Genomic DNA, 18,739 nt, shown 5'->3' with positions numbered 1-18,739 from the left:
CAATCAACCCCTTGTGCGCCAAGGACTTTCAGTCTCTCGCCTGCGTTCGCTATCCCCATATGGAGGGGCCTGTACTGGGAGTTGTACGAGGCCTTGTCATTCTCCGCCCTTTTTTAGCGTCATTCACTGCCTTTGGTTATGTTTTCGCTACCAAACATATGAAACAGCAGATCCTGCTACCGGTTCGTGCTGCGCTGTCACATATGACAGGCAGCAATTTCGATCGTGCCAACTAGTGTAGGAACGCCGGGCAACGGACCCGGCGTGCAATCTTCATCGACTTAAGGAAAGACGAGATGAACAAAGTCTATTTGGCCGTGGTATTGGCCTGCTGGGGAAGCGCAGCCTTGGCTGCAGAACAGGTTGACGTACATCAGGTGGCGGGCATTCAGGGGGCACCGAGCGGTGCCGCGGGGGTGAGCGCGCTGGCCGGGGATGGCGAGTTTCGTCAGGTGAGGGCGGTCAAGCTGCCCAATGGCCAGCAGCGGGTGCGCTATGAGCAGACCTGGCACGGCATCCCGGTCTGGGGCCAGGTGCTGGTGGCCGAACAGTCCCTCGGTGGTCAGATAAGCCAGGTCTCCGGCCAGATCCTGCGCCAGATCGATGCCGACGTGGCCAGCCCGACTGCCGCCCTGTCACCGGCCGATGCCGCTGGCAAGGCCCGTGCCGGGGCCAAGGGCAGCAACGAGCGGGTCAAGCTGTTCGTGATGCAGGATGAGGCTGGTCAGGCCCGTCTGGTCTATCTGGTCTCCTGGCTGGCGGCAAGCGAGCAGCCGAGCCGTCCCTTCGTGGTGATCGATGCCCAGAGCGGGGCCGAGCTCAAGCGCTGGGAGGGGATCAACCACAAGGACGCCACAGGCCCGGGTGGCAACGTCAAGACCGGCAAATACTTCTACGGCTCCGACTTCGGCCCCCTGCTGGTGGACGACAGCTGCCGCATGACCAGCCCGAACGTGGACACGGTCAACATGAATCACGCCACCACGGGTGGTGCCGTACACCAGTTCACCTGCCCGGAGAACACGGTCAAGGAGATCAACGGTGCCTACTCGCCACTCAACGATGCCCACTACTTCGGCAACGTGGTGTTCGACATGTACCGCAACTGGTACAACACGGCGCCGCTCAGCTTCAAGCTGAAGATGCGGGTGCATTACAGCCGCAACTACGAGAATGCCTTCTGGGACGGCAGCCAGATGACCTTTGGCGATGGCGCCACCACCTTCTACCCGCTGGTGAGCCTGGACGTGGCCGCCCACGAGGTGAGCCACGGCTTCACCGAGCAGAACTCGGGCCTGGTCTACTCGGGCCAATCGGGCGGCATCAACGAGGCCTTCTCCGACATGGCGGGGGAAGCGGCTGAAAATTACATGAAGGGCAGCAACGACTGGCTGGTCGGGGCCCAGATCTTCAAGGGCAACGGCTCGCTGCGCTACTTCGAGGATCCGACTCGTGATGGCAGCTCCATCGGTCATGCCAGCGATTACTATGACGGCATCGATGTGCACCACAGCTCGGGTGTCTACAACCGTGCCTTCTACCTGCTGGCCAACACCAGTGGCTGGAATACCCGCAAGGCCTTCGAAGTGTTCGTGCTGGCCAACCGCCTCTACTGGGGCGCCAACACCACCTACGATCAGGGCGCCTGCGGCGTGACCAAGGCGGCCACCGATCTGGGCTACAGCCTGACTGACGTGGCAGCAGCCTTTACCACTGTCGGGGTCAACGCCTCCTGCGGTACCACACCGCCACCACCCGGCAGCGTGCTGCAAAACGGGGTCCCGGTGAGCGGGCTCTCCGCCGCCAAGGGTGGCAAGGTGAACTTCACCATCGACGTTCCGGCCGGCAAGAGCCAGCTGGTAGTTGCCAGCAGTGGCGGCACAGGCGATGCGGATCTCTATGTGAAGTTCGGGGCGCTGCCGACCGGCACCAGCTATGACTGCCGCCCCTACAAGAGTGGCAACACCGAGACCTGCACCCTGAATTCGCCCAAGGCGGGTACCTGGTATGTGCAGCTGAGCGGCTTCAGCGCCTTCTCCGGTGTGACCCTCAAGGCGACCTACTGATCCCTGCTTGATGTGACCTAGCGTTTGGCGCCGGACTTGTCCGGCGCTTTTTTATGCAGGTTTGCCCGACCAGCGCCGGGCCAGGGTGCGAGCGGCTTCCAGCACCCGCTCCTTGGCGGGGTTGGGCCGCTTGCCGCTGCGCCAGGCCATCATGACATCCCAGTGATCCTGCGGCAGATCCACCACATCCAGCTGGACCAGGCGGCCAAACTCCAGGTCCCGGCTGATGGCGAGCGCCGGCATCAGGGTGATGAAGCCGTGCTCCAGCGCCAGCTCCCGTGCCGCGCTGGCGGGCTGGATGGCGTGCAGCGGGCTCGCCACCTGGCGCAGCAGTCGCAGTTGCAGGATCAGCTCGTCGCAGCCTGTGCCCCATTGCTGGGGGGCCAGCCGTTCGTTGGCTATGTCCTGCAAGGTCAGCCCCTGCCGCCCGGCCAGCGGATGGGTGGCGCAGGCCACCGCTATGATGGGGGAGCGGTAGAGCAGTTCGAGCTGGATGCCGGCGATGGCCGGGCATTTGAGGATGAAGCCGACGTCTGTCTCACCGGTCAGCAGCTCCTGCATTATGATGCCGGAGTGATCCGTGTTGCAGCGGATCTCGAACGCTTCATCCACCAGCGCCAGCAGCAGGGGGCCAAACACCACGGTCGTCAGGGAGGGCAGGCAGGAGAGCTTGATGCGGGGCAGGGCAGGCGCCCCCTGCATCGCCAGGCGTCCCCCTTCCAGTGCACTCAGGGCCGCCGCCGCCGCAGGCAGAAACTGCTCGCAGGCTGGGGTGGGCGTGGCGCCGCGTCTGTGGCGGCGAAACAGGGGTTGTCCCAGCGCCTGTTCCAGCACGGCGATCCGCTGGCTGACCATGGGTTGTGACCAGCCGCGAATGGCCGCCGCCTTGCTGAAGCTGCCGCGATTGACCACATCCAGTAGTAATTGCAAGTCATCCAGGGTCATAGCCATAACGTAATCCAATATGAAATATAGCCAGTTGTCGGCTACCACTATATCTGGCGGCCTTCCAGAATAGCAGTATCAATCGTTGTGCATTGGCATATTGCCATGCCGGGTCAGAGGGTTGCAGTCACCCTTGACCCGGTTTGGCGACGGCGTCATCCGGGCGATGAGACGAGCGAGTTGGATGTCATTAGCGAAGCAGGGGTCAGGCAGTCATGGTAGAGCGGGCGAGGCGGTTGGGGCGGTGGTTTTTGGCGTTGGATTCCCTCTTGGTGATCCTGGGTTTTTTCGTGGTGATGCCCATGATCAGCCTGCGCTTCGTGGATCAGCTTGGCTGGGCGGCCGGGGTGGTCGGTCTGGCGCTGGGGCTGCGTCAGCTGACCCAGCAGGGGTTGGGGGTGCTGGGGGGCTCGCTGGCAGACAAGTTTGGCGCCCGGCCACTCATAGTGGGCGGCATGTTGTTGCGGGCCGCGGGCTTTGCCAGTCTGGCCTATGCCCAGAGCGGGCTTGAGCTGATCCTCTCCTGCATCATCTCGGGACTGGGGGGCTGTCTGTTCGACCCACCCCGCGCCGCCCTGGTGATCAAGTTCACCCGTCCGCGCCAGCGGGGTCGCTACATCTCCCTGTTGATGATGCTGGAGAGCGCGGGCGCCGTGGTGGGGGCCCTGCTCGGCAGCTGGCTGCTCAACTTCGACTTCGAGTATGTCTGCCTGCTGGGGGCCGGTCTGTTTGTCTGTGCGGCCCTGTGCAACCTGCTGATCCTGCCGCCCTACAAGCTCTCGCAGCGGCCGACGCCGATCCGGGCCGGCCTCGGCCAAGTGCTGGCGGACAAGGCGTTCTGCCGGCTGGTGCTGATCCTGAGCGGCTACTACGCGCTCTGGGTGCAGGTGATGCTGATCTTCCCCATCCTGGTGAAACAGATGGCGGGCAGCACCACGGCGGTGGGCTGGATGTATACCCTGGAGACCGCCATCTCGCTGGCGCTGCTCTACCCTCTCGCCCGTTATGGCGAGAAGCACTTCAAGCTGGAGAGCCGGCTGATGGCGGGCGTGTTGCTGATGACGGCCGGTATCGGGCTGGTGGCGTTTGCGACTACGTTGCCCGCCGTCTTCATGCTGCTTGCCTGTTTCTATCTGGGGATCGTCATCGCCGAGCCGGCGCGGGAGACCCTCATGACCAAGCTGGCGCAGCCGGGCGCGCGTGGCAGTTACATGGGCTTCAGCCGGCTGGGGCTGGCGCTCGGTGGCATGACGGGATACGTGGGGGGCGGTGCCCTGCATGATTACGCCAATGCCCAGGGGCAGCCCTGGTTACCCTGGCTGGTGCTGGGGACGGTCGGCGTGACGACCTTGCTGCTGCTGGTGAACTGCTTTCACCGCGAGCCGAGTCTGGCGCGGGTCAACATCTGACGGGCAATAAAAAACCGGCCGCAGGGCGGCCGGAAGTAATTCAAACAGTAGACATTGGTATCACAGGGTATAACTGACTTCCAATTACTTAGAAGTTGTACTGCAGGGCCACGGCGACCACGTCGTCGGTGTTCTTGCCCAGCGAGTTGGTGTGGGTACCGTTGACGTTGTCCAACAGGTTGATCTTGTAATCAACATAGGCGTTGAAGTTGTCGGTGAAGTTGTACCAGGCCCCGATGGATACGTATTCGGTGGCGGTGTCATCGATACCGCGAGCGTTGTCCTTCACGTCGGTGCGCAGGTAAGCCAGGGACGGCTTGAACTTGCCAACAGTGTACTGGGCCACGGCTTCGTAGCCATCCATCTTCTCGGCGTAGCCGTTGTTGACGAACAGGTGGTCTTCACCGTGGGAGTAGGTCGCGGCCAGGTAGAGATCGCCGGCTTCGTACTTGGCGCCCACGCCGTACAGCTTGGCATCGCGGTCGCCACCGAAGGCGGCGTTGTCAGCCTGCTCGTCGGTCTTGCCAGCCTGGTTATAGGCGGCACCCAGACTCAGACCCATGTCGAAGTCATAGTTGGCGGACAGGGCGAAGCCTTCAGCAGACCCTTCAGAATTCCAGTTGCTGTTCGGGCCGTGCATCATGGAACGGTCGGCGTTCTGCGGATCGTTGTTGCCGGTGAACTGGGCACCCAGGGTCAGACCCTGATAGGTGTAGATGTACTGGGCCAGGCCGTTGGTACGGCCGGTGCCGAACACTTCGGTGTCTTTACCCAGGCCGTCACCGCCCCACTCAGGCAGCACGTCTGTGTAGTCGTTCACGGCTTTGGTGAACAGACCATCCTGACGGCCATAGCTGAAGGCACCGAAACGATCGTGCTTGATGCCGGCGTAAGCCAAACGCAGCTCGTCGTTGTCGGAGCCGGAGACCGGCAGGTTGTATTCAGCGAAGCCGAACGCGGTCAGCTCGTTGTCGATCTTGGTTTCGCCGGCAACGTGCAGACGGAAGTAGCTCTGATCACCTTCGGCGCCGTTGTCATCGGTACCGTAGTACATGCCTTGAGCACGGCCACCGATCTCGAGTTTGGTGCCATTCTGGTCATAGACGGTAGCGGCTTGCGCACCACCGGCCAGCAGCACGCTGGAGATGGCCATAGTCAATGCGGTCTTTTTCATTGTTCATTCCTCTGGTGTAAACACTGTCGGACCTGTGCTCGGCCCTGTTGATCGGTCTCTGTTCCGATACCCCAGAGTAGATCTGCGAACCTTGATAGAAACTGAAGCGCATGAGGATTAATTAATGATTTGACGTAAAAACGAGGCATAAAAAACGGCCCAGAGCGGGCCGTTTGAAGGTTTATGGCATGAAATGCTGATCAGAGTATCAGACCGCCGAAGAAGAAGCCCAGTGCCACGGCGAAAGCGATGGTCGCTGTGCCGGGGATGAAGAAGGGGTGGTTGAACACGGCCTTGCCGATCCGGGTCGAGCCGGTGTCGTCCATCTCGACCGCGGCCAGCAGGGTCGGGTAGGTCGGCAGTACGAACAGGGCGCTCACGGCGGCGAACGAGGCGATGGCGGTCAGCGGGCTGACACCCAGTGCCAGTGCGGCCGGCATCAGGGCCTTGGTGGTGGCGCCTTGTGAGTAGAGCAGCATGGCGGCGAAGAACAGCACCACGGCCAGCAGCCAGGAGTATTGGTTCAGCAGGTCGCCGGCGATCAGCTGTATGGTGTCCATGTTGCCTTTCACGAAGACGTTGCCCAGCCAGGCCACACCCAGTACGCAGATACAGGCGGACATACCGGACTTGAAGGTCGGCATGTTGGTCACTTGAGTGGCGTCCAGTTTGCAGACCAGGGTCATGATGGTGGCAGCAGCCAGCATGATGCCCATGATGGCACCGTCACGGGGGATCGGCGGATTGGCGATCAGGCCCACTTTGCCCGAGATAGCGGTGGCATAGGCCATGACGGCCACGATGGCGGCGATGAAGATCCAGACAGAAACCTTGGCGTAAGGCTTCAGCTCCAGCTTGGTGGTGCCACGCAGCTTGATCAGCCCCTTGGCTTTACGCTCCAGATAGACTTCATCCAGCTCCAGCGGTTTGCCCATCATGTTGGCAATGAAGGCACCCAGGATACAGGCGAGGAAGGTGGACGGAATGCAGATGGCCAGCAGGGTCAGGTAGTCGACACCGAACGGCTCCAGCATGCCGGAGAAGGCAACTACGGCCGCGGAGATCGGGGAAGCCGTGATGGCGATCTGGGAGGCGACAACCGCGATGGAGAGCGGACGGGAAGGACGAATGCCCTGCTCCTTGGCCACTTCGGCGATCACCGGCAGGGTGGAGAAGGCGGTGTGACCGGTACCGGCCAGCATGGTCATCAGATAGGTGACTATGGGGGCGGCGAAGGTGATGTACTTGGGATTCTTGCGCAGGGCCTTTTCTGCCAGCGACACCAGGTAGTCCATGCCACCGGCCAGTTGCATACAGGCAATGGCACAGATGACGGACGCGATGATCATGATCACGTCCCAGGGGATGAAGGTGACCAGCTGGTCGCTCGGAATTTGTACCCCCAGGCCCCAGGTCAGTACCAGCACACCCAGACCACCGGCAAAGCCGATACCGATACTGCCTATCCGGGCTCCCAGATAGATAGCGGCGAGCACGACAAGTAACTCGATAACAATCATAGTGAACACTCCATTTTCCAGTTTTTTTAGGTTTTATTTGGCAGAAAAGCCAATTCCCGATGGGGCTGGGTGAGACCGATCGGGAACTGACTTTATGGGCCGGGATAAACCCGGCCCATTTGCTCGCTTATACGGTGGCTTCGCGGGTGTAGCGCTTGGCTTTGTATTGCGGGTTCATCAGGTTCTCGATGGAGAGAATTTCATCCAGCTGCTCTGCGGTCAGCAGGCCGCGTTCCAGCACGACTTCACGGACGTTCTTGCCGGTCTGGGCGCAGATCTTGCCGACTATGTCCCCTTCGTGGTGGCCGATGAAGGGGTTCAGGTAGGTCACGATACCGATGGAGTTCAGCACGTGGTTCATGCAGATTTCCGGGTTGGCAGTGATGCCTTCGACGCACTTCTCGCGCAGGGAGATACAGGCTTTTTCCATCAGGCTCAGGGATTCGAACATGGCCTGACCAATCACCGGCTCCATGACGTTCAGCTGCAGCTGACCAGCTTCGGCGGCGAAGGTGATGGTGACGTCGTTACCGAATACCTTGAAGCAGCTCTGGTTGACCACTTCCGGGATGACCGGGTTGACCTTGGCCGGCATGATGGAGGAACCGGCCTGCATTTCCGGCAGGTTGATCTCTTTGAGCGCGGTGCGCGGGCCGGAGGAGAGCAGACGCAGATCGTTACAGATCTTGGACATTTTCATGGCCAGACGCTTGATGGCGCCGTGCAGCATCACGTAGGCGCCGCAGTCGGAGGTCGCTTCGATCAGATCTTCAGCCGGTACGTAGGCACGACCGGTGATCTCGGCCAGGCGCTTGATGGCCAGGGCTGAGTACTCGGGCGGGGTGTTCAGGCCGGTACCGATGGCGGTCGCGCCCAGGTTCACTTCCAGCAGCAGCTCCTGGCAACGCTTGATGGACTTGATCTCTTCACGCAGGGTGACGGCGAAGGCGTGGAATTCCTGGCCCAGAGTCATGGGAACCGCGTCCTGCAGCTGGGTACGACCCATCTTCAGAATGCTCTTGAATTCGGCGGCCTTGGCATCGAAGGCGGCGATCAACGCTTCCAGCGCATGCAGCGTGGTGTCAGTGCTGTTCACCACGGCAACGCGGAAACCGGTAGGGTAGGCGTCGTTGGTGGATTGGCACTTGTTGACGTGGTCGTTCGGGTTGATGACGTCGTAACGGCCTTTCGCCAGACCCATGATCTCGAGGGCGATGTTGGCCAGTACTTCGTTGGTGTTCATGTTGACGGAGGTGCCGGCACCACCCTGATAAACGTCGACCGGGAACTGGTCGAAGCATTTACCGGTGTTCAGCATCAGGTCGCAGGCTTCTACGATCTTGTCAGCAATCTCAGGACGGATGGTGCCCAGTTCGCCGTTCGCCATGGCGGCGGCCTTCTTGGTCAGTACCATGCCGCGGACGAATTCCGGAACGTCAGAAATCTTCTGAGAGCTGATCTTGAAGTTCTCGACAGCGCGCAGGGTGTGCACACCGTAGTAGAAATTATTGGAAACTTCTTTGGTGCCCAGCAGGTCTTCTTCAATGCGGACGTTCTTGATGTCGCTCATTGTAATGCCTCAGAAATCAGATAAATGGAAACGATCCTCACCGAGTGGTCGCGAGTTCCTTACGCACGGCTCATCCTGAAGCACCACACATCGAGTGGGGCAGTTGGGGGCTTTTTTGCTCCCTTAATTACTGGCGTCGATATTACCTCAATTGAGGTATCTGATATTAGACCTGGATCACTAAATTTGAGACAACCTCAAATAACTTGTGGTCATTAAACAGATATTGCAATCGAACGATTTACTTTGACAGAACAAGGACTTCAATCACAGTCCAGCAGGCCGTTTTTTCTGAATATCCGGCGTGCTATCACCCTTCAGACTTGAAAAACGAGGGGGTACCCCCATTTTAATTATCAAGGACCTATATCATGGTGGGTTGGCAGCAAGATTATTTCGGTGGCTGCCACCGACCTGAGATTCATTCAAATTCACCCGCACTGAGGTTGTTATGGGCAAGTTATTTCTGTTGTTGGTCGGTCTGGTGCTGCTCGAGCTAACCGTGATGATCGAGGTGGGTTCAGTGATTGGCGCCTTGCCAACCGTCGGCTTGCTGGTGCTGACCGCCGTGATCGGGTCATCGCTGGTGCGCAGTGAAGGCATCAAGACCCTGCTCAATGCGCAGCAAAAGATGCAGCAGGGCGAGATGCCGGGCCGCGAGGTGATAGGGGGCATGATGCTGGCGCTGGCCGGCTTGCTGCTGATCATTCCGGGGTTTGTGACCGATATCTTCGGTATCTTGCTGTTGCAGCCCTGGCTGCGCAACAGGTTGGCCGACAAGCTGGTGGGCAGCGGCCAGTTCAGGATGCAGATGGGCGGTTTTCAGGCGCAGCAGCCTACGTTCGAGGCGCGTCCTGGTGAGGAACAACCGGGTGAGGCCAATCGTGGCGGGACCACCATAGAAGGCGAATTTGAACGTAAAGAATAAACCTCAGTATTGAGACTGTGCCTGTCAGGGCCTGCCCTGATGGCACAGCCGTTCGAAGCGGTGACGGGCATACCACCAGGCCAGTATGCCCGCCGCCAGATTGGCCAGCAGTATCCCCAGATAGACCCCCTGTTCCCCACCCAGTTCCGCCCCCAGCCAGGCTCCTGGCAGCAAGAAGACAAACAGTCGCAACCCGTTGAACAGAAACGAGACGCTCGAGGCCCTGACACCGTTGAGCGCCGAGGCCAGCAGCATCACCATGCCCTGGAAGCCGTAACCTATGGGCACCAGATGCAGATAAAGGATGATGAGACGCACCACCTGCGGGTGATCGCTGAACAGGTTGGCGATGAGCGGTGCCAGCAGCCAGGTCAGGGCGTAGACGCCGAGCTGGAACAGCAGGGCGAAGCGCATGCAGAACTGCAGTGCCGCCTTGGCGCGGGCCGGGTTGCCCGCTCCGCAGTTTTGAGAAATGAAGGGGGCCAGCACGGAAGAGAGCGCCATCATCACGATAAGCAGCAAGGCTTCCACTCTCGATGCGGCGCCATAGGCGGCCACCACCTCGGTGCCCAAGCCGGCGAAGATGATCATCAACACGGCATTGGCCAGCGGGTTGAGTATGTTGGTCAAGGAGGCCGGTACCGCCACGTGCAACAGGGCGCGCCAGTGAGCAAGCAGTCTTGGCCTGGATGACAGGCGCCACAACAGCAGGCCTTCCCGATGGCGCAATATATAGAGGCTGACCAGCATGGCCATCAACCAGGAGATCGAGGTGGCAATGGCAGCCCCGCGGATCCCCCACTCGGGAAAAGGGCCTATGCCGAAGATGAGCAGGGGATCCAGCACACCGTTGACCAGTCCCGCCACCCCCATCACCAGGCTCGGGGTCTTGGTATCGCCTGTGGCCCGGATGGCGGCATTTCCCACCATGGGCAGCGCCAGCAGAGGCACAGTGAGGTACCAGATCAGCATGTAGTCGTGGATCAGCGAGATGAGCTCACGGCTGGCCCCGAGCAGGGTGAAGAGGGGAACTATCGTCAGGGCGCCCAGTACAGAGAGCAGGGTCACCAGCACCACGGCCAGAAACAGGCTGTCGGTGGTGATGCGGGCGGCTTCGTCATGCCGGCCCTGGCCGAGTGCGTGACCAATCACGGCCGAGAGCCCGGCCCCCAGCCCCATCGCCAGCGAGGTCACCACGAAAGTGACCGGGAAGGTAAAACTGATGGCCGCCAGCGCCTGGGTGCCCAGCATGCCGATGAAGAAGGTGTCGACCAGGTTGAACGCCAGTATGGCGACTATGCCGAGTATCATGGGGCCCGTCATGCGCAACAACACGGAGGTCATGGGGGCGGTCAGCATGGGATTGGGTCGGGTCACGGGCTCGTCTCTTGCATCTGGCGAAGTGCGTTCTGGCTGCAAGCAGCGCAAATCCGGTTTCCTGACCGGGACACGGGCGATCCATCGAAGATATTCATAGTACGTGAAAATATTTTTTTTGTATTTGCCCTTGAAGGGTTAACAAAAACGCCCCACATCAGAGGCATATCTAATTTGGCCAGGAATGGCCATTCCTCAAAGCAACACAGAGACTCATTTTGGGAGAGTTATCGATGAAAATTCGTCCACTGCACGACCGCGTCATCATCAAGCGCATCGAAGCTGAAGCCAAATCCGCTGGCGGCATTGTCTTGACTGGTACTGCGGCCCAGAAGTCCACCCGTGGTGAAGTACTTGCCGTGGGGACTGGCCGAATTCTGGACAATGGCGACGTCAAAGCCCTCGCCGTCAAGGTGGGTGACAAGGTGATCTTCAACGAAGGCTACGGTGTGAAGACCGAGAAGCTGGATGGTCAGGATGTACTGATCCTGTCCGAGACCGACATCCTGGCGATTGTCGAAGCGTAATTCACCCTTTTCCCCGAATTGATTTAAGGATTGAAGAAAATGGCAGCTAAAGAAGTCAAGTTTGGCAACGAAGCCCGCATCAAGATGCTCGAAGGCGTCAACATCCTGGCCGATGCCGTCAAGGTCACCCTGGGCCCGAAAGGCCGCAACGTGGTACTGGACAAGTCCTTCGGTGCCCCGACCATCACCAAGGATGGCGTCTCCGTTGCTCGCGAAATCGAGCTGGAAGACAAGTTCATGAACATGGGTGCCCAGATGGTCAAGGAAGTTGCTTCCAAGGCCAACGATGCCGCCGGTGACGGTACCACCACGGCGACCGTACTGGCTCAGGCCATCGTCAACGAAGGCCTGAAGGCCGTTGCCGCCGGCATGAACCCGATGGATCTGAAGCGCGGCATCGACAAGGCCGTCATCGCTGCCGTTGCCGAGCTGCAAGTGCTGTCCCAGCCGTGTGCCGACAACAATGCCATCGCTCAGGTGGGTACCATCTCCGCCAACTCCGATGAGAAAGTGGGCAAGCTGATTGCCGAAGCCATGGACAAAGTCGGTCGTGATGGCGTCATCACGGTTGAAGACGGTCAGGGCCTGGACGACGAGCTGGCTGTAGTAGAAGGCATGCAGTTCGATCGCGGCTATCTCTCTCCCTACTTCGTCAACAAGCCGGAAACCGGTTCCGTCGAGCTGGATGATCCCTTCATCCTGCTGGTTGACAAGAAAGTGTCCAACATCCGCGAGATGCTGCCGGTGCTGGAAGGCGTTGCCAAAGCTGGCAAGCCGCTGCTGATCGTTGCCGAAGACGTGGAAGGCGAAGCGCTGGCGACCCTGGTGGTCAACACCATGCGCGGCATAGTGAAAGTGGCTGCCGTCAAGGCACCCGGTTTCGGTGACCGTCGCAAGGCCATGCTGCAGGATATCGCCATGCTGACCGGTGGTACCGTGATCTCCGAAGAAGTGGGCATGGAGCTGGAAAAAGCGACTCTGGAAGACCTGGGCCGTGCCAAGCGCATCGTCATCACCAAAGAAAACACCACCATCATCGATGGCGTGGGTGATGCAGCCCTGATCGAGAGCCGTGTGGCCCAGATCCGTCAGCAGATCGAAGATACCTCTTCCGATTATGACCGTGAGAAGCTGCAAGAGCGCGTAGCCAAGCTGGCTGGCGGCGTTGCCGTGATCAAGGTCGGCGCCGCTACCGAAGTCGAGATGAAAGAGAAGAAAGCCCGCGTTGACGATGCCCTGCACGCAACTCGCGCTGCCGTAGAAGAAGGTGTGGTTGCCGGTGGTGGTGTCGCGCTGGTGCGCGTCGCTGCCAAGCTGGCCAATCTGCGCGGTGACAACGAAGACCAGAACGTGGGTATCAAGGTTGCCTTGCGCGCCATGGAAGCACCGCTGCGTCAGATCGTCATCAACGCCGGCGAAGAAGCCTCCGTCATTGCCAACGCCGTGAAGAATGGTGAAGGCAACTTCGGTTACAACGCCTACACCGAACAGTACGGTGACATGCTGGCCATGGGTATCCTGGATCCGACCAAGGTGACCCGTTCTGCGCTGCAGTTCGCCTCTTCCATCGCCGGCCTGATGATCACCACAGAGTGCATGATCACCGAGCTGCCGAAGAAAGATACCCCTGCCATGCCTGACATGGGCGGCATGGGTGGCATGGGCATGATGTAATTCGGCCATGGTTACCAAACGGCTCGCTTTTGCGAGCCGTTTTTTTTTATGGCGACTAAACTGAGTCTATCGTTGGCAACTTTATCTGAGGTGAATATGCGTGTACTGGGTTTGATTACATTACTGTTTTCTCTGGCAATGCCAGCCATGGCCCTGGAGGCGCCGCAGGGACCCGTCATCTTGAAGGTGACCGGCAATGTGATGCCCGCCGAGGCGACCGAGGGGGTCGTTGCCTTCGATCTGGCCATGCTCAAGGCGCTGCCACAGCACGAGATAGTGACGAGCAACCCCTGGGTCGACAAACCGCACAAGTATGTGGGGCCCAAACTGGCAGATGTGCTGACTGCCGTCGGGGCGGATGGCAAGGCCATTACTCTGACCGCATTGAACAGTTTCCAGATCAGGATCAACTGGGATAAGGTCAAACAATATGATCCCATTCTGGCCTGGCAGGATGACGGGGTTACCATGCGGGTACGGAATAAGGGGCCGCTTTGGTTTATCCTACCGCTGGATCAGTATCCTGAGCTGAAACGGTCAGAATTTACCGACATGATGATCTGGCAACTGAGTTCGGTTGATATCCAGCATTGATAGAATGGTTTGCGGGAGTGCGGGTGAAAGCAAAGACCAAGGCGTGGCCTTTACTTGTGGTGCTTTATCTATCCATCCTGTTGTTCACGGGAAGTACCTTGTATTGCCTCGCGCAGATACAGAATGCGACCCGGGTGATGGAGAAATATACCTATGATGTCTCCTGGGCCCTGATGCAACTGCAGCTGGAGTTGGGGCGCTTCCTCAACTCCGTCGAGATCTATCATTATGGCGGTATCGATCACGACACCCTGATGCTGCGTTACGACATCCTCTGGAGCCGCACGCCCATTCTGCTCAGTGGCCAGCTGCGCCAGAGCATGAAAGACAAGCAGAAGACACTGCGGCTGGTGCAGCTGATCGAAAGCAATATCCGCGAGATGGAGCCCAACATCACCCAGTTGAAGTCTGGCACGCCGGACTATCAGCAAATAATGATGCGACTGGCCCCCTTGCAGGAACCACTCTCTTACTCCCTTGCGTCTGTCATGCAGAAGAACATCAACGTCTATTCGGGCAATGACAAGCGTTTCGGCCAGCTGCGCAATGCCCTGCTGTTCATGGTATCCGGCCTGGTGCTGTCGGTGATGCTGCTCAGTGGCCTGCTGATCCGCGAGGCTCGCCGGCACTTCCGTGCGGCACGGGTCGATCCCCTGACCGGGCTGGCCAACCGGCTGGCGTTGCTGGAGAAGATGGAGTCCTACGCGACCAAGGAGACACCGTTCGGGCTGGTGTTGGTGGATATCAACGATTTTCGCGATATCAACAGCAAGTTCGGCTACAACACAGGTGATTTCCTGCTGCAGGAGCTGGCAAAGCGGATCCGCAGCCTGTGTGAAAACGGCGAGTGGGTAGCGCGCCTGGGGGGCGATCAGTTTGCCATGATCCAGCGCGAGAGCAGTGACCTGCGGCAGGTGAGGGAGCTGGTGGCCCGTCTGCTCCATGCACTCAAGCAGGACATCATCATCGACAATTATCCGTTCCGGCTGGAGGTGGGGATCGGCATCGCCTTCTTCCCGATGGACAGCAAGTTGACGCAGGAGCTGCTCAGTCGGGCCGAGCAGGCGCTGTTCCACAGTCGCAAGACCCATGTCCCTTATGTCATCTATGACAATTCGCTGCTCAATGAGACGGCGCGTCGCAAGCATCTGGCCAGCGACATGATAATGGCGCTGGAGCACAACGCACTCGAGCTCTATTACCAGCCCATCGTCAATCTCGAAAGTGGCCGCTGCGAGGCGGTCGAAGCTTTGCTGCGCTGGCGCCATCCTGAATTGGGTTTCATTCCGCCCAATGAGGTGATCCAGGTAGCGGAAGAGTTCCAGCTGGCCGAGAAACTGGGCAGCTGGGTACTGAATACCGCCTGTGAGCAGCTCTATCAGTGGCAGCAGCTCGGGCTGGTCGACTTGCAGATGTGCGTGAACATCTCGCCTGGCATGTACCAGCGCAACTTGTTGAAGCTGGTGGCCAAGGCCTTGATGGAGCACCATATCCCGGCTGCCAGCCTGGTACTGGAAGTGACGGAAGACACCACCATGCGCGAGGTGAAAAACTCTTTGCAGCTGATGCAGGATCTCAATCAGCAGGGGGTACAGCTGGCACTGGATGACTTCGGGACCGGCTACTCATCTCTCAGTTATCTGCAGAAACTGCCGGTCAGCAAGGTGAAGATAGATCGCTCCTTCATTCAGGGGATCGATACCTCGGTAGAAGCCTCGGAGCTGGTCGCCAACATTTGCCGCATGGGCTCCATGCTGGGCAAGAGTCTGGTGTGTGAGGGAATCGAAACCCAGGCCCAGCTCGATGTGCTGCGCACCCTCACCGACATTCATCTTTACGGACAAGGCTATCTGTTCAGTCGCCCCGAGCAGGCAGAGAAGGTCTATCAGACCTTGCTGGAGATGGAAGAGCAGTGGCTGGAGCGGCGTCAACCCAACAAGACGTATTTAATTTAGCCAAAATGATTCATGTCTGGCACAGGATGGCCGATAGTCTTAGGGCAGGAGGTACACCATGGATATATCTAGTTCTGCATCAACGTCATTTGGTTCTGCTTTGCTGACAGCCAGTCTGGCCAAAAAACAGCAAACCCAGGATGGTGAAGCCGCTTTGAAACTGCTCCAGACGGCTGCTCAATCAGCCCCGACCGCAGCGACATCGGCCAGCTCCACACTGGGGAGTAAAATCGATATTCGCGTCTGATCATAATGAAAAAGCCCCCATCAACTGATGGGGGCTTTTTTATGTCCAGGATCTGGCCTATAGCGGAAAAGGTGCGGGAGCTTCAAAGGTCATCCGCTCGCCGCTGCGCGGGTGGCTGATGGTCAGCATGGCCGCATGCAGGTAGAGATGGGGGGCCGCCGCCAGCGCGTCCGGATGGGCATAGAGGTTGTCACCCAGTATAGGGTGCCCCAGCTCCAGCATATGGACGCGCAACTGGTGTGAACGGCCCGTGATGGGGGTCAGCTTGATCAGGCTGTTGCCGTTCTCCACCTTCAGTTTCTGCCACAGGGTCAGGGCGTGGCGCCCCTCCTCAAAGTCCACCTTCTGTTTCGGACGGTTGGGCCAGTCGACACAGAGCGGCAGATCTACCTGACCCGAGTCCGCTTCCGGCTCGCCCCATACCCAGGCGAGGTAGTGCTTCTCGGTCTCCCGCTCGCGAAATTGCCGGCTCAGCTCCCGATGGGCATTGGGAGTGAGAGGGATGACAATGACCCCCGTGGTCGACATGTCGAGGCGATGGGCTGCCGCCGCCTTGGGGTGCTGCTGTTTCACCCGATGCAGGACGCTGTCTTCATTCTCGGGGCCGCGCCCGGGGACGCTCAGCAGGCCAGTGGGCTTGTTGACCACCATGATGTCCTTGTCCTTGAACAGGATATCGAGCCAGGGTTCCAGAGGCGGTGAGTATTCAAACATAAATGTCTCGCATCAGAAGGTGGGGGCAAGCCCCCATCGGTTATGGGTAACCACAATCATAAAGGGCATGGGATCCCGCGTGAGCCGGTCATGTCTCTTCAGTATCGCGTCAGTTATGGGTGACCACGATAAAGCGGATGGCATCCAGCTTGAGTTGGGTCTGATCGATCAGGTGGTGCAATTCTGCCTGCAGATTGCGCAGATAATCCAGTTCGCTGTCGCGCACGTTCGGATTGACCGCCTTGAGTGCTTCGAGACGATCCAGGTCCTGCTGCAGGGTCTGCGCCATCTGGGTGCGTGCCTTGTCGACAATCCCGGCTTTCAGCTCTTCGGCAATCGGCTGGCCCTTGCCAATCAGGCCGTGGATCACCGGCTGGGAAGCGGTTACCAGCTTGCTGCCAAGGTGGCGGTTGACCGGGGTCAGCTGGCGGTTGAAGGCATCGAACGCCACCTTTTCACCCAGGTTCTGGCCGTTCTTGTCCATCAGCAGGCGAATTGGCGTCGGCGGCATGAAGCGGTAGAGCTGGGGATGAGCCGCAGACTCGGCCACGAAGATAAGCTCAAGCAGGATGGAGCCGACCGGCAGCGCCTTGTTCTTGAGCAGAGCCACCGAAGTGGCGCCGATCTCGGAGCCCAGGATGAGGTCGATGCCACCGCGCATCATGGGGTGATCCCAGGAGAGCAGCGCCATGTCATCCCGCGACAGGGCGGTTGGACGATCGAAGGTGATGGTCATGCCATCCTGGGGTAGGCCCGGGAAGCTGGAGACCAGCATGTGATCCCCCGGTGTCAGCACCAGCGCATTTTCGCCACGGTCATCCTGATTGACGCCGATCTCGTCGAACATCTTGAGCGCGAAGGAGATCATGCCGGTGTCATCGTCTTCGGCAGTCAGCTTGTCGACCAGTTGCTGCGCAGCCACGCCACCGCTGGAGTGGATCTCCAGCAGACGATCACGGCCTTGCTCCATGCGAGATTTGAGCGGCTCGTGGATCTCCCGTGTCCTGGCCAGCAGGGCATCCAGAGCGGCTTGATCACCCGTATTGGCGGCAAGCAGTTCGAACAGCTCGTCACGCACGGCTTCAAATACCGGGCGGGCGGTCGGACAGGTTTGCTCGAATGCATCCAGCCCGTCGTGGTACCAGAGCTGCAAGGCACGCTGGGCAGTCCCTTCCAGATAGGGAACGTGGATCTCGACGGTATTTTGCTGACCGATGCGGTCCAGACGGCCGATGCGCTGTTCCAGCAGATCCGGGTTGAGGGGGAGATCGAACAGCACCAGATGACTGGCAAACTGGAAGTTGCGACCCTCTGAACCTATCTCGGAACAGAGCAACACCTGGGCACCGCTCTCTTGCTGGGCGAAATAGGCGGAGGCCTTGTCTCGTTCCAGAATGGACATTCCTTCGTGGAATACTGTGCCGCGGATCCCTTCACGGGTGCGCAGCGCCTCTTCCAGCGCGATGGCGGTAGCCGCTTCCGAGCAGATCACCAGTACCTTCTGTTGGCGGGCAGAGAGCAGCAGCTCCAGCAGCCAGTCAACGCGGGGATCAAACTGGGTCCAGGTTGCGTTCTCACCTTCAAATTGCTGGAAGATCTTCTCTGGATAGAGGTAGCGCAGGGCGCGAGTCTGCAGCTCACCGCCGTTGCCGCCCATCATGCCCATCACCTTGATGGCGGTCTTGTACTGCTCCGGCAGCGGCATGGGGTAGACGTTGAGGTGACGCTCCGGGAAGCCCTGAATATTGGCGCGGCTGTTGCGAAACAGCACCCGGCCAGTGCCGTGCTGATCCAGCAGCGTGGCGACGGCCTGCTGGCGGGCGGCGGCATCGCTCAAATCCAGCCCTTCCAGCTGGCTGGCGAGGATCTGCTTGGCTTCGTCGCTCAGGCTCTCGCCATCCAGCAGCTCCTGGGCTGCGCTGGCGACCTGGCCATAGGCCTGCTCCTCGACGAGGAAGGCGTCGTAGTCGTAGAAGCGCTCGGGATCGAGCAGGCGCAGACGGGCAAAGTGGCTCTGGTGGCCCAGCTGATCCGGGGTC

Annotated in this window: 15 protein-coding genes (1 of these 15 only partly in view); 8 read left to right on the top strand and 7 right to left on the bottom strand. The window is 59.5% G+C overall.

Translation table 11 applies throughout. From position 1 onward, the window contains the following. Positions 1 to 296: 296 nt before the first annotated feature. A complete protein-coding gene (locus CK910_RS00720; protein WP_043142062.1) occupies positions 297 to 2,066 on the top strand; it encodes a M4 family metallopeptidase in 1,770 nt (589 codons plus the stop codon). Positions 2,067 to 2,117: 51 nt separating this feature from the next. On the opposite strand, the gene CK910_RS00715 is transcribed toward CK910_RS00720, so the two are convergent. Further along, a complete protein-coding gene (locus CK910_RS00715; RefSeq protein WP_043142060.1) occupies positions 2,118 to 3,017 on the bottom strand; it encodes a LysR family transcriptional regulator in 900 nt (299 codons plus the stop codon). Positions 3,018 to 3,226: 209 nt separating this feature from the next. Between CK910_RS00715 and mdtH the strand changes: the two genes are divergently transcribed. After that, positions 3,227 to 4,420, top strand: coding sequence for a multidrug efflux MFS transporter MdtH (gene mdtH, locus CK910_RS00710; RefSeq protein WP_098980680.1), 1,194 nt, complete (start codon positions 3,227 to 3,229; stop codon positions 4,418 to 4,420). Between the two features lie 88 nt (positions 4,421 to 4,508). Here the strand turns inward: mdtH and CK910_RS00705 are convergent, their stop codons facing one another. The 3 genes from CK910_RS00705 to aspA all read right to left on the bottom strand — a co-directional run bounded on the left by CK910_RS00705 (position 4,509) and on the right by aspA (position 8,684). Continuing rightward, the gene (locus CK910_RS00705; RefSeq protein ID WP_098980679.1) at positions 4,509 to 5,594 is read right to left on the bottom strand and encodes a porin; all 1,086 of its coding nucleotides are present in this window, start codon (positions 5,592 to 5,594) and stop codon (positions 4,509 to 4,511) included. A gap of 200 nt (positions 5,595 to 5,794) precedes the next feature. Next, complete coding sequence (locus tag CK910_RS00700; protein ID WP_042872604.1) at positions 5,795 to 7,114, bottom strand: anaerobic C4-dicarboxylate transporter; 1,320 nt, start codon at positions 7,112 to 7,114, stop codon at positions 5,795 to 5,797. A 127-nt stretch (positions 7,115 to 7,241) separates the two neighbouring features. Continuing rightward, a complete protein-coding gene (aspA, locus tag CK910_RS00695) occupies positions 7,242 to 8,684 on the bottom strand; it encodes an aspartate ammonia-lyase (protein WP_098980678.1) in 1,443 nt (480 codons plus the stop codon). Positions 8,685 to 9,135: 451 nt separating this feature from the next. On the opposite strand from aspA, the gene CK910_RS00690 reads away from it, so the two are divergent. After that, complete coding sequence (locus tag CK910_RS00690) at positions 9,136 to 9,612, top strand: FxsA family protein (protein ID WP_043142052.1); 477 nt, start codon at positions 9,136 to 9,138, stop codon at positions 9,610 to 9,612. 24 nt (positions 9,613 to 9,636) lie between these two features. On the opposite strand, the gene CK910_RS00685 is transcribed toward CK910_RS00690, so the two are convergent. Then, positions 9,637 to 10,989, bottom strand: coding sequence for an MATE family efflux transporter (locus CK910_RS00685; protein ID WP_172955192.1), 1,353 nt, complete (start codon positions 10,987 to 10,989; stop codon positions 9,637 to 9,639). A gap of 233 nt (positions 10,990 to 11,222) precedes the next feature. Between CK910_RS00685 and CK910_RS00680 the strand changes: the two genes are divergently transcribed. The 5 genes from CK910_RS00680 to CK910_RS00660 all read left to right on the top strand — a co-directional run bounded on the left by CK910_RS00680 (position 11,223) and on the right by CK910_RS00660 (position 15,986). Beyond that, entirely contained in the window at positions 11,223 to 11,516 is a 294-nt protein-coding gene (locus CK910_RS00680; protein ID WP_005318973.1) for a co-chaperone GroES, read from the top strand. Positions 11,517 to 11,555: 39 nt separating this feature from the next. Next, complete coding sequence (gene groL / locus CK910_RS00675) at positions 11,556 to 13,190, top strand: chaperonin GroEL (RefSeq protein ID WP_043554921.1); 1,635 nt, start codon at positions 11,556 to 11,558, stop codon at positions 13,188 to 13,190. Between the two features lie 96 nt (positions 13,191 to 13,286). Then, on the top strand, positions 13,287 to 13,784 hold the full coding sequence (locus tag CK910_RS00670) for a molybdopterin-binding oxidoreductase (RefSeq protein ID WP_172955411.1): 498 nt from the start codon (positions 13,287 to 13,289) through the stop codon (positions 13,782 to 13,784). A gap of 23 nt (positions 13,785 to 13,807) precedes the next feature. Beyond that, positions 13,808 to 15,739, top strand: coding sequence for a putative bifunctional diguanylate cyclase/phosphodiesterase (locus tag CK910_RS00665; protein ID WP_098980676.1), 1,932 nt, complete (start codon positions 13,808 to 13,810; stop codon positions 15,737 to 15,739). Between the two features lie 58 nt (positions 15,740 to 15,797). Beyond that, on the top strand, positions 15,798 to 15,986 hold the full coding sequence (locus tag CK910_RS00660; protein ID WP_080741189.1) for a hypothetical protein: 189 nt from the start codon (positions 15,798 to 15,800) through the stop codon (positions 15,984 to 15,986). Between the two features lie 57 nt (positions 15,987 to 16,043). Here the strand turns inward: CK910_RS00660 and rluA are convergent, their stop codons facing one another. Then, on the bottom strand, positions 16,044 to 16,700 hold the full coding sequence (gene rluA, locus CK910_RS00655; protein WP_098980675.1) for a bifunctional tRNA pseudouridine(32) synthase/23S rRNA pseudouridine(746) synthase RluA: 657 nt from the start codon (positions 16,698 to 16,700) through the stop codon (positions 16,044 to 16,046). Between the two features lie 109 nt (positions 16,701 to 16,809). After that, on the bottom strand, positions 16,810 to 18,739 hold the 3' portion of the coding sequence (gene rapA / locus CK910_RS00650; RefSeq protein ID WP_098980674.1) for an RNA polymerase-associated protein RapA. 938 nt of this gene lie beyond the right edge of the window; only the last 1,930 of its 2,868 coding nucleotides appear in the window; its start codon lies beyond the right edge, outside the window; it ends in the stop codon at positions 16,810 to 16,812.

It is taken from the genome of Aeromonas sp. CA23 (genome assembly GCF_002587065.1).
GTDB lineage: Bacteria > Pseudomonadota > Gammaproteobacteria > Enterobacterales > Aeromonadaceae > Aeromonas > Aeromonas bestiarum.
Note: the sequence above shows the minus strand (reverse complement) of the source record. Positions and strands in the feature narration are given on the sequence as shown.